At 44.3% G+C, this 14,857-nt stretch carries 9 protein-coding genes and 1 pseudogene; 6 read left to right on the forward strand and 4 right to left on the reverse strand.

Going from position 1 to position 14,857, the window contains the following annotated elements:
- Window positions 1-4: 4 nt before the first annotated feature.
- A complete protein-coding gene (locus BM528_RS13065) occupies window positions 5-2,749 on the forward strand; it encodes an FtsX-like permease family protein (RefSeq protein WP_232230486.1) in 2,745 nt (914 codons plus the stop codon).
- Window positions 2,746-4,107, forward strand: coding sequence for a lipocalin-like domain-containing protein (locus BM528_RS13070; RefSeq protein WP_071980186.1), 1,362 nt, complete (start codon window positions 2,746-2,748; stop codon window positions 4,105-4,107). Before BM528_RS13065 ends, BM528_RS13070 begins: the two co-directional genes overlap by 4 nt.
- A 21-nt stretch (window positions 4,108-4,128) precedes the next feature.
- Here BM528_RS13070 and glsB read toward each other — a convergent pair whose 3' ends face one another.
- The 4 genes and pseudogenes from glsB to BM528_RS19090 form a co-directional block, all read right to left on the reverse strand.
- The gene (gene glsB / locus BM528_RS13075; protein WP_071981317.1) at window positions 4,129-5,037 is read right to left on the reverse strand and encodes a glutaminase B; all 909 of its coding nucleotides are present in this window, start codon (window positions 5,035-5,037) and stop codon (window positions 4,129-4,131) included.
- Window positions 5,038-5,186: 149 nt separating this feature from the next.
- Window positions 5,187-6,554 carry an alkaline phosphatase gene (locus BM528_RS13080; RefSeq protein ID WP_071980187.1) on the reverse strand — a complete coding sequence of 456 codons (1,368 nt, stop codon included), beginning with the start codon at window positions 6,552-6,554 and terminating at the stop codon, window positions 5,187-5,189.
- Window positions 6,555-6,843: 289 nt separating this feature from the next.
- A pseudogene (locus tag BM528_RS13085) lies at window positions 6,844-7,674 on the reverse strand (chemotaxis protein CheV); the annotation flags it as partial.
- 118 nt (window positions 7,675-7,792) lie between these two features.
- On the reverse strand, window positions 7,793-8,008 hold the full coding sequence (locus BM528_RS19090) for a hypothetical protein (protein ID WP_071980188.1): 216 nt from the start codon (window positions 8,006-8,008) through the stop codon (window positions 7,793-7,795).
- A 411-nt stretch (window positions 8,009-8,419) separates the two neighbouring features.
- Between BM528_RS19090 and BM528_RS13100 the strand changes: the two genes are divergently transcribed.
- From BM528_RS13100 to BM528_RS13115, 4 genes are all read left to right on the forward strand, one after another.
- Window positions 8,420-10,015, forward strand: a complete 1,596-nt coding sequence (locus tag BM528_RS13100) for an isocitrate lyase (RefSeq protein ID WP_071980189.1) — start codon at window positions 8,420-8,422, stop codon at window positions 10,013-10,015.
- Between the two features lie 303 nt (window positions 10,016-10,318).
- Window positions 10,319-11,263, forward strand: a complete 945-nt coding sequence (locus BM528_RS13105) for a LysR family transcriptional regulator (protein WP_071980190.1) — start codon at window positions 10,319-10,321, stop codon at window positions 11,261-11,263.
- Window positions 11,264-11,581: 318 nt separating this feature from the next.
- A complete protein-coding gene (locus BM528_RS13110) occupies window positions 11,582-13,774 on the forward strand; it encodes a malate synthase G (RefSeq protein ID WP_071980191.1) in 2,193 nt (730 codons plus the stop codon).
- 222 nt (window positions 13,775-13,996) lie between these two features.
- Window positions 13,997-14,857 carry a patatin-like phospholipase family protein gene (locus BM528_RS13115; RefSeq protein ID WP_071980192.1) on the forward strand — a complete coding sequence of 287 codons (861 nt, stop codon included), beginning with the start codon at window positions 13,997-13,999 and terminating at the stop codon, window positions 14,855-14,857.

Consider the following 14,857-nt stretch of genomic DNA (forward strand, 5'->3'; position numbering starts at 1 on the left):
AGGAATGATCTTGAAAAGAACATTAGCGCTAACTCTAAAAACCCTATTGGCGATGTCTCGGGTACGGCCGTGGGAGCCATTGCTCATCATGTTCGCCATTATTTTAGCCAACGCTGGGCTTATCACTGTACTGCTTATTAATGAAGGCGCGTCGCAAGGTGAACTTGTAAACGGGCAAAGCTCTCTGTTTAGCGGCAGTGTTGTTACCGCAAGCGAAGGCTATACCCTCACCAAGGCCCACTATGCAAAAGCAAGAATAGACGGAGCCACCCAACTGATTGCCTTCGCTCAAAAAGAGTACCCTTTTTATTGTGAGCAGTCTGATGACAATATCAATAGAACGGACACCAATAGAGCTGATGCCGATAGAGCTAAAGCTTCCGCGCGCTCACTCATCTTACTCGGCATAGACACACAAGCGTTATACAGCTACCCGTTTGATAATACTAAGGGCGAAAATGGTAGAGAGAGCGAAAATGGCAGAGAGGGCAGAGAAAGCACCAAAAATATAGCTTACTCAGGTATCGGCCTGTTTAGCGGAATAGCTAATCAAACTGCCTCCACATTAAAATATGAACAGGTCGCTCCTGCGATAACAGCAGGCGTACACCCTTTAACCATGGCGAAACTGGCCTGCAACAACGTGTTGATTGCAAAAACAGACATCGCGGCGACAACATTAAACCATGCAACACCGCGCTTTCGATTAGGTATAAGTACTGCAGTACCTAAAGACAACATATTAGTTTCTATTGCAGATTTTTATCGTCAGGATGTCACTACAGAAACCTTGCCACTTTCAGGGTTTATTTCGTTAACGCCTTTATCAAGAGAACAGGTTAAAGATCTAAAAAGCATTATTCCCGTGCCCATCAATGTGCAGCAGCTGAGTAATTCACAGCAAGACACCGGCTCGTTGCCCGACAGTTTTAAGCTTAACCTTTGGGCAATGGGAGCGCTTATGGCGGTGGTGGCACTTTTTATTGTGTTAAACGCATTGAATTTAATGTATCGCACACGACTTCCCAACATAATAAGGCTTAGACAGCTTGGTATAGCAAGCCGGTACTTAACGATAGGGCTACTCATAGAGCTCTTTTTATATTGCTTAGTAAGTGTTCCCATAGGATGTGCTTTAGGTTTTTATGCAGCGTCTATGCTGTCTCCCATTATTAGCGGAACATTTTCTTCATTGTTCGACGCGGTATTTGTAACACCCGATGTTAGCTTGCTTACAACCTTGTCTTTATCGGTGTGCATTACTTTTTTGGCGTTAGGTATTTTTGCTCTACTTCCTGCGAAGCAGCTTTCAGGGGCGCTTTCAATTAACAATGTAAAAGCCGCACATGCATTTACTAAACGGTTTGTGCTTAGCACTACGCTAGCTGGATTAAGTCTGTTACTTGTTGCCCACTGGTTTGTGTCATCAACACTGCATGCTCTTTTATTTGTTGCATTGTTGCTGCTGGTTAGCTGTACGCTGGTGATTTTATGGCTGCCCTTGCTGGCAAACTGGGTGGTATCTATTACACCCACCCACAAGCCTGTTTTGCATTTTATTATTGCCAGCACGGCTCAACTTTCCTCCCGCACAAAACTGGCAGTGTGCGCTTTTTTCATTGCGCTTACCGCTAATATTGGAATGAACGTTATGACCGACAGCTTTCGCTCGGCAACAGAGAGCTGGTTAACGCAACGTCTTTATGCACCAGCGTATCTATACACAGACGTACCTCTTTCTGAAATTGCGCTGCCTGAAGGCGCAGTAGCCACGCCCCTTTTAAGACTTCAGGGTAAATTAGCAGGCAATAAACTTGAAAGATCGAAGGCAAACGCATTTGCTGTATCAATAAGCAGCTACCCTATTCATAACGAGGGGAAGCTGGCATTTGTGGTAGATAGCGAAGTGCAGAACGCATGGACAAAATTTGAAAAAGGTAAAGGTGTCTATATAAATCAGCAGCTTGCATTTGCTCACGATATAGAAATTGGCGATACGCTTACAATAAACAGAATTGCCGCTGAAAACGTTGCCTCTGATAATGTTGCTTCTGGAAATACGTATTCCAAAATGACGAATAACCATTATTTCAGTAGTACGCCGTCGTTTAATGTACTGGGTATCTATCCTGACTATGGCAGCATGCGCTCACAAATCTTACTTCCACTCTCCCAGTTCAACAGGGCTACTATTGGCGATGAGGCTTTTTCTGGAGTGCTTGCAATTTCATACAATAATGAGGAAAAGTCAGCTTACTTAACAAATACCGACATACTGGATGCTCAGGGAAACTTATTCACTAGAGAAGAACTACTCAAGCTTTCCATGGATACCTTCGATAAGACCTTTATCTTAACTGACGGGCTTAATATTACTACGCTGCTAGTGGCCGGCATTGCGTTTGCCGTCTCTTTGAGCATATTGTCGCTAAGCAATGCTTCGTCGCTATCTGTGTTGCGGGCACTTGGTGTGAGTAAAACTAGGGTAAAGCTAAGCTTATTGGGACAATATATTTTCTTGTGCATACTAACCGCCTTACTTGCTGTGCCATTCGGCATTTACCTGGCCTATGTCTTTATTTTTCAGGTAAATAGGCTGGCTTTTAACTGGGTTTACCCCCTTTCGGTTGATGCTGGCGTTATTATTACAAGCGTAGCCGTGTCTCTTGGCATTATCTGCCTAGTTATTGCGCTTCCGCTAGGCAGAATGAAACCTAAAGTCGATTTACGTCAGGATACCCCACTGTGATTTTTCAAAGTGATAAACAAACTGTTCTTAAGCAATCTGCTCTTAAGCAATACATTGTCAAACAAGTGAAACGGGGCTGTGTCGTCATTTTCTCTGCGATAACACTACTATGCGCTGCCTGCACAGATAACACTGGTGAACGCTCTGACTCCGCTGACGGCTCTTATCTCGCTAAAGGCTCTTATTCAGCTAAAGGCTCTCATTCCGCTGAAGGCTCTTACTCCGCTGAAGGCTCTGCCGAATCAGCCGACACCGGGCCCTCGCAGTTTTTTGGTGCTTTTTCACAAGAAACTGAAAATGTGTACATGCCAGTAACTAAGGCACGCCCCATGACACTGCCAGAAGATCACAAAAGTCACCCAGAATTCCAATTAGAATGGTGGTATCTCACCTTTGTGTTAGAAGATGAGGAGAACAACGAATATGGCCTTCAATACACTTTATTCCGCTTCAGTAATGCGGCTGATAACATGGTAAAAACTGCATGGTCTGAGCCTCAGCAGTGGATGGGGCATGCTTCTTTGCACAGCAAAACCGAACATTACTTTGAAGAGCGATTGGCCGCAGGAGGTGTGGGCAACGCCTTTGTCAAAACCTCCCCATTTAGCGCTGTAATAGACAACTGGTCTTGGACATCTGAGGGGGCATCGCCCTTCCCCGCCGCTCTTGCTTTTTCAATTAACCAAGACGTTGATGTGGCGTTATCGCTATCAACTTACGGACCTTTTATAAAGCAGGGAGAAAGTGGCTATAGCAAAAAAACACAAAATGAGCAGCTTCGCTCTTATTACTATAGCCAGCCTTTTATTGATGCAACCGGCACGGTTACTATCAACAATCAATCATTTAACGTAAAAGGTCTGGGTTGGTACGATCATGAATGGACAAGTCATCTTGCTAACGACAGTGCCATGGGCTGGGATTGGTTTTCACTGCATTTGAATGACGGGAGTAAGCTAATGGCTTTTCGCATGCACTCGCTAGACGACAGCCAAATTGCCAACAACACAGCCAGCGACACAAGAAGAACACAAAACGAAATTTATACAACGGGAACTTACATTACCAAAACTGGTAAAGCAAAAACCTTGCAGCAAAACGATATACACATTCGCCCGTTAAAAAGAGAGAGAATTGTTACTGAAAAAGCCTCAGACAAAAACAACACTAAGCATGAAGCTGAACATAGCGTGCCAACGTCTTGGGAGATTTCCATCCCCAGTAAAAAACTTAAGGTAAACGTGGCTGCATTTAAAACTGGGCAGTGGAACCACAGTTTATTTCCCTACTATGAAGGGCGAGTATCAATCTCGGGAACTCACGACGGCAAGGGTTTCATGGAACTGACTGGGTATTAATTTGCAACAAAGCAGTAGCGCCTAATAAATAGACCAGTTAATCCGCTCACTTAGTGAAGTTAATGCCGCTACGCCAAGTTGCGAATTACCCACACTATTCAGCGCTGGCGAAAACACGCAGATAGTAAAACGCCCGGGAACCACAGCAACAATGCCGCCACCTACGCCACTTTTTCCCGGCAGACCTACTTTAAAGGCAAAACTTCCGGCTTCATCGTACATGCCGCTTGTGGCAAGTAATGCATTAACTTGCTTGGTTTGATAAGGCGTTAATACCTGTTCGTCGGCACACGCAGACTTACCACTATTGGCGAGAAAGCTAATTGAGCGAGCTAAGTCTTCACAACTCATTTCCAAAGCGCAGTTGTGAAAGTAATTGTGAAGCACATCTTCAACTTCATTTTCAAAATTGCCGTAGGCTTTCATTAAGTAAGCCATTGCTGCATTGCGGGAGCGATGTTGAAACTCAGATTCCGCAACCACTTTATTCACCATTATCTCGCCATTGCAAGACAAGCGACGCACGAAATCGCGCATGGCAATATGCGGCGACGCAAACCGCGACTGTACCATATCGCTTACCACCAGCGCACCAGCATTAATGAATGGGTTTCTTGGCAGTCCATTTTCGTACTCAAGCTGTACCAGTGAGTTAAACGGAAGGCCCGAGGGCTCGCACCCAACTCTATCCCACATGGTTTCGCCGTAATGGTTAATGGCCAGTACCAAGTTAAATACTTTGGAAATACTTTGAATGGAAAAGGGAACTCCGGCATCACCGATTGATGTGATATGCCCTTGAATATCACATATGGCAATGCCGAATTGACGAGGGTTAACGGTAGCAAGCGCGGGTATATAGTCGGCAACCTTTCCCATTCCAAGCATGGGTTCTACTTCGTTATAAATATCTTGAAGTAGCGCTCGCATATCGTCATTCATCAAGTTATGTCTTCCCTATTTTACGTGTTTGAAGAACCTTTTATAGCAATCCTAAATCTTTGCCAACAAAGCAATACACTATGCTGGCAAATCTGCATAGCTGCTAAGTCAATTCAATCAATTAAGTCAGTCGTTGATTAAAGAGCAGGTTTTGATACGGACTTTTCTTCTAAAAGGCCGAATATTTTCTTAGCAATATCAGTATTGTCTATTTGCCCGATAAACGATGTGTATCCCGCACCGAACGCAAACACTTCAACATCAACGCCAGTGTGACCAGACGTTGTCCACCCTGTATTGGTTTTCACGTCAAGAAATGACTTAATAGCAGAGTAACGGGTTTCTTCATCTTGATCCGATACGCTGTCCAACATAGCAAGCTCGTCGCTTGTAAGAGAAAGCCCTAACTTTTCAGCTGCGTACTCAGCAGACATTTCGTTATCCACCATGCCTTTTGCAATTGTGCGTGCCGATGCCGACATCTTATGCAAATGTTCCGGGCTCCAACGATAGTCGCCTCCAGCTCCAATAGTCAGGCCGCCAGTACTGTGGTCGGCGGTGAGCACAACAAGCGTATCTGGGTTATCTTCAACATAACCACGTAAATACTCTATGGTTTGCGCCAAGTCATGCATTTCGGCCATTGCAGAGCCAATATCATTGGCATGCCCAGCCCAATCTACCTGGCTTGCTTCTACGAGCAAAAAGAACCCGTTATCGTTTTCAAGATGCCTAACAGCCTGCTTAGTTAAATAAGCTAGGCGATCTTTTCGCACATCATCGAGAACTGCGGGCAATGCAACCGGTGCGAATAAACCAATTACGTTGCTACCTTTGGGCACATCAGCAAGGTTTTCATAAGAATCTGCGTACTGATACCCATCGTTGATGAATTGGGCAAGAATATCTCTGTCTTCGCGCTTAAAGTAGGTAGTTCCACCACCTAACATGACGTCAGCCACTGGCTCGCCATTCACTTTAATGTCGTAAAAATCGTTGGCAATGTCGTTGTAGTTTTTGCGGCTTTCATTGTGGGCAATGTAAGAAGCAGGCGTAGCATGAACTATTTGCGATGTAACCGCCAAACCGGTTCTCATGCCTAAGCCCTTCGCATAGTGCATTACTGAATTTACTGGCTCCATTTCTACATCAACACCAATAGCGCCATTATACGACTTGGTGCCGGAGGCCAGCGCTGTAGCCGCAGCAGCTGAGTCGGTAACATAGCCTGATACATGTGCAGGGTGAGTAGATGCATTACCCACTAAGATATCATCGAAAACCACTTTTTCTATTTCAGGGGTATTTTTATCATCTACAAAGTTGCGATAAGCAGTGGTATACGCAGGGCCCATTCCATCTGCAACAACCATAATGATATTTTTGGGAGTGTTAGTTGCCACCGTTTTATCGATATTATTATTTGGCTCAGTAACTGTGCATCCAGCGAGTAATGCGATAGAGGCGCTGCTTACTAACGACGCACGAACAACTTTTTTAACCATGAATAGCTTCCCTGAGTAAGTAACATGCACATATCAGGAGACTCATAGCAAAAACTGACTACAGCAAAACCTGAAAGCGCAAACCGTTACGCAATAATTTAAATAGATACTAGGGCGTGTTGATCTTTGCTGTGCATTTAGCCCAAAACTCGTACAACAAAGGTGAACACGCCCTAGATAGAAAGAATGTTTTATAGCTGGAGATTGTAAAGCACACAGGCATTAACCACAAAACTTTAAGATAAGTCAGCGATTACTTGCGAGTAAACAGCGGTTGGTACGCTAAACCTTACTCACCGTGTTCTGCAAGGTACTCTCGCATGCGTTGCTGCGCAACATCGACCAACATGTCGGGTTGGAATTTAGATATAAAGCGATTGCATCCCACTTTTTCCACCATCGCATCGTTGAAGCTGCCGCTTAACGATGTATTTAATGCAATAAACAAATCACTCATTCGCGGATCACTTCTCACTTCAGCGGTAAGCCTGTAACCGTCCATTTCTGGCATTTCAGCATCGGTGAACATAAGTAGAATCTCATCCACGGGGTTCTTGCCCTCATCGGCCCACTGCTTCAACAGCGCAAGCGCTTGAGCACCGTTTTTACGTTCAATAATGCTTATACCTAACTGAGAAAGCGTATCGTTTATTTGTTTTCTAGCAGTACTGGAGTCATCCACAATCAATACTTTCTTGCCAACAAAGTGATTAACAATTTCGGTGTCGAGTATTTCTTCTGATATAGAGATGTCGTAATCGATGATTTCAGCAAGTACCTTCTCTACATCGATGATCTCCACCATCTCATTTTTACCTTCAACATTCACCTGCGTGATGGCGGTAAGATAATTAGACTTACCCATGCCACTTGGCGGGGGCTGAATGGTATCCCATGATGTATTCACAATGCTTTTCACCTGACCAATGATAAAGCCCTGCACGCTGCGGTTGTATTCGGTAATAATCACGTTTCTGGCGATTTCATCGGTCGCTGCACCGCGCATTTTTATTGATTGGCGCAGGTCGATAACAGGAATGGCGCTGCCTCTATAATTCATTACTCCCCGTAAGTTATCGTGAGAGCCCGGCATAGAGTTTAGCTTAGGCATATTAATAACGGGTATACGGATTTAATGGTTGATGGGGCACCTTTACCCCACCAACCTGATACCATTATCAGATGGTTGATAGATCGACTCCGTAGTTGAGTTCCTCTGACCAGCAGTAGGTGAAGCATCAACCAGATAATCCGATGAGATGCCGGTCTGTCTCACTCTCATGCAAAGGTAAGATCAACCATTTAATCCGCTTACCCTTAATAACTTCTTTTATCTTAAAAACGTTCATCGCGAATATATGACGTGTACCTAGCTGAAACATCAATAGTTCCAGTCTATTTTCACCAACTAACTTGGTTCTTTGGTCAACAGACGACAATACACTTTTGCTCATACTACTCACTTTTACTCTGTTTAAAGATGCCTAAAATTGAAGCCGCAATAGACATTTGCTATTACTTTGCTGTTACTTTGTTTTTAGGGTGTCGCAACTTTTCATATATACCCTAACTATAGCGTTAAACATAGGAATCTTCCTGATAAATTAAAATACCGAAATCTTGTAAGTGCGGCTCCTGCTTTTCTAAGTTCAATTATCGCGTCTTACATAGTCTCTAATATAGCCTCTAATGTCGCCCACACATTCACAAAATAAATGACCGCAATGCAAAATATATATTTCTATTATTCACACAACCCCACTAGGATGAAATGGAACTCGCGGAAACGCCCTACAGCTTGCACATAGTGAATGACAAAAGCGCGTTATACGTAAAAAATATAAACATAGACGGGAGAGACGCTCATGTCGCAATACCAACAAGATATTGATAACTTCGCAACATTGAAAGCAGCACAAAAAGGCACATGGGAAGGCATTAACCCAGAGTATGCCGCTCGTATGAAGCTTCAAAATCGTTTTAAGACCGGTTTAGACATCGCTCGCTACACTGCCGCAATTATGCGTAAAGATATGGAAGAGTACGATGCAGACTCATCGCAATACACACAGTCTTTAGGTTGCTGGCATGGTTTTGTAGGCCAACAAAAAATGTTGTCGGTTAAAAAGCATCAGGGTACAACAAGTAAAAGCTACCTTTACCTTTCTGGCTGGATGGTAGCGGCACTTCGCTCAGAGTTTGGCCCTCTTCCAGACCAGTCGATGCATGAAAAAACTACCGTTTCATCGCTTATCGAAGAGCTTTACACTTTCCTACGCCAGGCTGACGCACGAGAACTAGGCGACCTTTTCCACAAACTAGACGATGCCAAAGCAAACGGCGGCGACGTTGCTGCTATTCAAGCAGAAATTGAAAACTACGAAACACACATTGTTCCAATTATTGCCGATATCGATGCAGGCTTTGGTAACGAAGAAGCGACGTACTTACTTGCAAAGCAAATGATTGAAGCGGGTGCATGCTGTATTCAAATTGAAAACCAAGTATCTGATGCCAAACAGTGTGGTCACCAAGACGGTAAAGTGACAGTTCCTCATGAAGACTTCTTAGCAAAAATTAACGCAGTACGTTACGCGTTTCTTGAGCTAGGTGTAGACGACGGCGTTATTGTGGCTCGCACAGATTCACTTGGTGCAGGACTTACTCAAAAAATCCCAGTGTCTCAGTCTGAAGGCGATTTAGCTGCACAGTACAACGCGTTCCTGAAAACAACTGAAGTAAACGGTGCCGACGATGTTAACGAAGGCGACCTTCTGCTTAAACAAGGTGGTAAGTTAGTAAAACCTGAGCGCCTTCCAAATGGCTTGTTCAGATTTAAAGACGGCTCTGGTTTCGACCGCGTGGTACTAGACTGTGTTACATCGCTACAGCACGGTGCAGATTTACTATGGATTGAAACTGAAAAGCCACATGTAGGTCAAATTGCCGAAATGGTTAACGCTATCCGCGAGCAAGTACCTAATGCGAAACTAGTTTACAACAACTCACCATCATTCAACTGGACACTTAACTTCCGCCAGCAAGTATTCGATGCTTGGAGCGAAGAAGGTAAAGATGTTTCTGCTTACAACCGTGCGGGCCTTATGGCTGTTGAATATGACGATACCGAGCTTGCAGCAGTTGCTGATGAGAAGATTAAGAGCTTCCAAGCTGATGCAGCACGTGAGGCAGGTATTTTCCACCACCTTATTACGCTTCCAACTTACCACACTACCGCCTTGTCTACAGACAACCTAGCGAAAGGCTACTTCGGCGAAGATGGTATGTTAGCTTACGTTCGCGGCGTGCAGCGCCAAGAAATTCGCCAAGGCCTTGCGTGTGTTAAACACCAAGCGATGGCAGGTTCTGATTTAGGTGATACACACAAAGAGTACTTCTCTGGTGATGCGGCACTTAAAGCATCGGGTGAAGATAACACCATGAACCAGTTCGACGTTTAACGGAAAGTTCCCAACCTTTCCTTTACTGGGCACCTTCGGGTGCCCTTTTTTATGGGTTTAGAAAATCCATATTCATAACTCTTATGAAATATATATTCACATACACGTTAAATAAGCTCCTTTGCCCAGCTAAATAATCAAAAACTGTCGCCACCTCATATTACAATAAAAAATAACAACAGAATTTCATATAGTTAGATTTAAGCGTAAAAAGCAGCATAAGACTAAACGCTTATCTGACAAGCGCTATAAAACCCTTTATAATACGTTTTAAATATCATCTTCATAAAGAGCATTCCAACTATGAATATAGCGAAGGTCGACCTTAATTTACTGGTTTACTTAGACGTTTTATTACGTGAAGGCAGCGTTACCAAAGCGGCTAACCAGCTCAGCATTACTCAGCCCGCTATGAGTAACGGCTTAAAACGCCTTCGCGACCTGTTTAAAGATCCGCTCTTGGTAAGAACAAGCGATGGAATGACGCCCACTAAACGTGCACTAGAACTTCAGCCAATCATACGAGATGTATTAGGACGTTTAGAAAGCTCTATTCAGCCAGAAACCGAATTCGATCCACTAACCAGTGAAAGAACATTCCGCATAATGACTAGTGACTATGCAGAGAGCACTCTTTTACTCGAGCTGGTAGGCAGACTTGCCGAGTTAGCGCCTAATATTACGCTGGATTTAATTACGCCGAGCGACGTAACCTTTCACGATGTTGAGCAGGGCAAAGTAGACATGGCAATAAACCGCTTTGACGAACTGCCTCTTTCATTCCATCAGAAAGTAGTTTGGTACGACACGTTTAGCTGTGTAATGAGCGCCGATCACCCCTTAGTGCAACGCTGCGATTTAGAGAGTTACTTGAACGCCCAGCATATTTGGGTAAGTAAAACAGGCTTCGGTGTAGGAGTAGGTATCGATCCTAATGAAGTACAAAAGTTAGGCTGGGTTGATGCAGAGCTAACTAAGATAGGAAAACAGCGTGCTATTCGCGTGTTTACCCGCCACTATCACGCTGCGCTTCAAATTGCGAAAAAACAAAAGCTTATTGCTACATTACCTAGTAAAGCAGCGAAGTTATTCAAACACGATCCGGACGTGGTAATTAAAGAGCCTCCTTTTGATATTCCGCCTATTGCATTGAAGATGGCATGGAGCGCTCTGCTTCATCACGACGCCGGTCACATTTGGCTGCGCAGGTTAATTAGCGACGTTGCCAGTGAAATGAATGCCGTGTAATTGCACATCGAAATAGGGAAAGCGAGAACATTCACCCAGATTATGACAAAGATACAAACCATAAATTAAAAAACTATCTCTAGACGCACTACACTCTAGGCTATGTACTGTTTAAATGTTCGCTGAGTTTATTGGGCAATTTGGAAACACGCCAATGATGAACTCGGCTCTAAGCCAAGTACTGAATTAAGTTAAGTACCGATAAGTTAAATATCGAACTAGGTTAAATATCGATTGGCTACTTTATTCTGTAACAGCCTAGGCAAAAACACAGCAGTAAGAATACTTACCTATAAAAAACAACGTATAGAGGTAGTTATGCAAGGATATATCACTCGCGGCCGTCTACAGGTTGCAGAACAACTCGATAATTTTATTAATCAGCAGGCCATTGTAGGCACGGGCGTGCAGCAAGATACGTTCTGGAAAGGCGCTGAAGCACTCTTTGCAGAGCTCATACCTCAAAATCGTGCGCTGCTTGAAAAGCGTGAACAGCTCCAGCTTGCCATCGACGACTACCATAAAGCGGGCAACCCTGCGTCGGGAAGCGAATACACAGCATTCTTAAAGAAAATTGGGTATTTGGTAGAGCAACCCAAAAGCGTAACCGCAACTACAGCGAATGTAGATGCGGAAATTGCCACTATGGCGGGGCCACAACTGGTAGTGCCCATCAACAATGCTCGCTACGCACTAAACGCCGTTAACGCCCGTTGGGGAAGCTTATATGATGCTCTATACGGCACAGACGTTATAGGTACAGAAGACGGAGCCGAACCTGGCAAATCGTATAATCCTGTGCGCGGCGCTAAAGTAGTTGCGAAAGCGAAAGCCTACCTAGACAGCATGATCCCCCTTGCCAAAGGTAGTCATGCCGACGCCGCAGAATACAAAATAGAAACGGGTAAGCTATCAGTTCGCCTAACAGACGGTGATATCACTACACTGGCTAACACAGAACAATGGCTGGGCTATCAAGGTGATATTAACGCGCCTTCAGCACTGCTTTTTGCTCACAATGGTCTTCACTTTGAAATTCAAATAGATCCTACTCATCCCATTGGTGAAAGTGACTCAGCCAATGTGAAAGATGTACTGGTTGAAGCTGCCTTGACTACTATTATGGACTGCGAAGATTCGGTGGCAGCCGTAGATGCTGAGGATAAAACATTGGTTTACAGCAATTGGCTAGGCCTAATGAAAGGCACACTAAGCATTGAAATGACAAAAGGTGGTAAAAGCATAGTTCGAGCAATGCACAGCGACCGTGTATACCACCCATCAAAGCATGCGGCTCAGGAGACAACATCTCAAAGCGAATTAGTGTTATCAGGTAGAAGCTTGATGTTCGTTCGTAACGTAGGTCATTTAATGACAAACAACGCCATGCTGTTCGATGGTGAAGAAGTGCCAGAAGGGATTATGGACGGGCTTATCACTTCTCTTATTGCTAAGCACGACTTACTCGGCAACAGCGAGTTTAAAAATAGCCGTGAAGGTAGTGTTTATATTGTTAAGCCTAAAATGCACGGGCCAGAAGAAGTGGCGTTCTCCAACGTATTGTTCGAACGTATTGAAGACATTATTGATGTTCCACGCAACACGCTTAAAATGGGCATTATGGATGAAGAGCGCAGAACCAGCGTTAACCTTCAAGCTTGTATTGCCGAGGCAAAATCTCGCGTTGTGTTTATCAATACTGGCTTTTTAGATCGCACCGGCGATGAAATACACACCTCTATGCTAGCTGGGCCGTTTGCAGAAAAAGCAACATTGAAAACCATGCCGTGGATTAAAGCCTACGAAACGGCAAATGTAGCCGTTGGCTTGCGCTGCGGACTATCTGGTAAAGCTCAGATAGGTAAAGGTATGTGGCCAACCCCTGATGAAATGCAAAATATGATGGAGGCCAAAATTGGTCACCTTAAAGCGGGGGCGAATACGGCATGGGTACCCTCTCCTACTGCTGCAACGCTGCACGCACTGCATTATCACGATGTAAACGTATTTAATGTACAAAAGCAGTTAGATGAAAACTTCGATGGTTTAAGTGACATTCTTACTATTCCGCTTTTAGAAGACACGTCAAGCCTAACTCGTGACGGAATAAAGCGTGAAATCGATAACAATGTTCAGGGAATTTTAGGCTACGTTGTTCGCTGGGTGCATCAAGGTGTAGGCTGCTCGAAAGTGCCTGACATTAATGATGTGGGCTTAATGGAAGACAGGGCCACGCTGCGTATTTCTTCGCAGCACATTGCCAATTGGCTAGAGCACGGCATTGTAAGCGTTGATCAGGTGAAAGAGTCGCTCTCTCGTATGGCTGTGTTAGTAGACGAGCAGAACGCGGGCGACCCAGAGTATATACCGATGGCGCCAGACTTAGAAAACTCTATTGGCTTTCAAGCTGCTAGCGATTTAATTTTTAAAGGGAAAGAACAACCATCTGGTTATACCGAGCCTTTACTGCATGCTAAACGCCGTGAGATGAAAGCTAAACTGGCTAGCTAGTTTTTTCGAGAGTAAGAAAGCAGGGAACTACAAAGACGGGCGCCATAGGACGCCCGTTTTTTAGTTGTAAAACACAAGAGTAGCCTAGCCCTTGGCGATAATAATTGCTTCCAATTAGTGGCTATTTGCCTTGCCTACACTATGATTAAATAATTCACTGTAATTACGTACTTTTACAATGCATTTTGCAGTAAGCCTGAGACCAGTATGCTAAGAAAACCTATGCCAACAGAGCCTGCGCCTCGCACCCACATCGTTCCTATATTTTCTGGTGGAGGAACCCGGTTAAGTGCGCACATTGGTATATTAAAAGCGCTGCAAGATATGAATATAAGCTTTTCAACATTGGTAGGTGTCTCGGGAGGCTCTATAGTTGCTGCGTTGTTTGCCAAAGGCTATTCCGTTGAGCAAATGCGAGAGTTAGCCCTTAATACCGATTTCAAACAATTTACGGCGTTCTCTATTTTCCGTTTACTCCGAGAAGGCGGTCTCTCATCTGGCGATGTGTTTCAGGAATGGATTGATGAGCAACTAGAGGGTGCCACTTTCAACGATATGCCCATGGCATTGAATATATTAGCGACCGATGTAAATGGCGGCGGGCCGGTTCTGTTTAACCGCACTACTACACCGGACATGAAAGTATCCGAGGCGGTTCGCTATTCTATGTCTATTCCGCTCATTTTTTCGTTTAAGCCTTTTAAAGAATACCTTCTGGTAGACGGCGCTATACTGTCTGAAGACGCTCTTTTTGAAGACTGGCAAGGCGACGGCACGCCTTCAGTGTGCTTTCGACTGCAAAGCACTAAGCAAAAACGTAGAGAAATAAAAAAGAGCGTATTACAACTTCCCCAATATGTGGGCATGCTAATACGCACTTTCATGACAGCGATGTCGAGGGAATATGTAAATGCGCGCTACTGGCACAACACAGTAGTCGTGAATACAGGCGAAATATCTGCTGTTGATTTTTCACTCACGCCAGAGATTAAAAACGCCCTTTTCGACCTTGGATATTCTACGACTAGGGAGTTTTTGCCGAGGAAATATGCGGGGTATGTTCAAAGTAACAGGCGATCATAA

The sequence above is a fragment of the Alteromonas sp. RW2A1 genome (genome assembly GCF_001886475.1).
Classification (GTDB): domain Bacteria; phylum Pseudomonadota; class Gammaproteobacteria; order Enterobacterales; family Alteromonadaceae; genus Alteromonas; species Alteromonas hispanica.

What these genes read in the sequence shown, in the direction of transcription:
- BM528_RS13065 (WP_232230486.1), top strand. Translation starts at nt 5, where the DNA reads ATGATCTTGAAAAGAACATTAGCGCTAACTCTAAAAACCCTATTGGCG.
- glsB (WP_071981317.1), bottom strand. Translation starts at nt 5,037, where the DNA reads ATGCGAGCGCTACTTCAAGATATTTATAACGAAGTAGAACCCATGCTT.
- BM528_RS13080 (WP_071980187.1), bottom strand. Translation starts at nt 6,554, where the DNA reads ATGGTTAAAAAAGTTGTTCGTGCGTCGTTAGTAAGCAGCGCCTCTATC.
- BM528_RS19090 (WP_071980188.1), bottom strand. Translation starts at nt 8,008, where the DNA reads ATGAGCAAAAGTGTATTGTCGTCTGTTGACCAAAGAACCAAGTTAGTT.
- BM528_RS13100 (WP_071980189.1), top strand. Translation starts at nt 8,420, where the DNA reads ATGTCGCAATACCAACAAGATATTGATAACTTCGCAACATTGAAAGCA.
- BM528_RS13105 (WP_071980190.1), top strand. Translation starts at nt 10,319, where the DNA reads ATGAATATAGCGAAGGTCGACCTTAATTTACTGGTTTACTTAGACGTT.
- BM528_RS13110 (WP_071980191.1), top strand. Translation starts at nt 11,582, where the DNA reads ATGCAAGGATATATCACTCGCGGCCGTCTACAGGTTGCAGAACAACTC.
- BM528_RS13115 (WP_071980192.1), top strand. Translation starts at nt 13,997, where the DNA reads ATGCCAACAGAGCCTGCGCCTCGCACCCACATCGTTCCTATATTTTCT.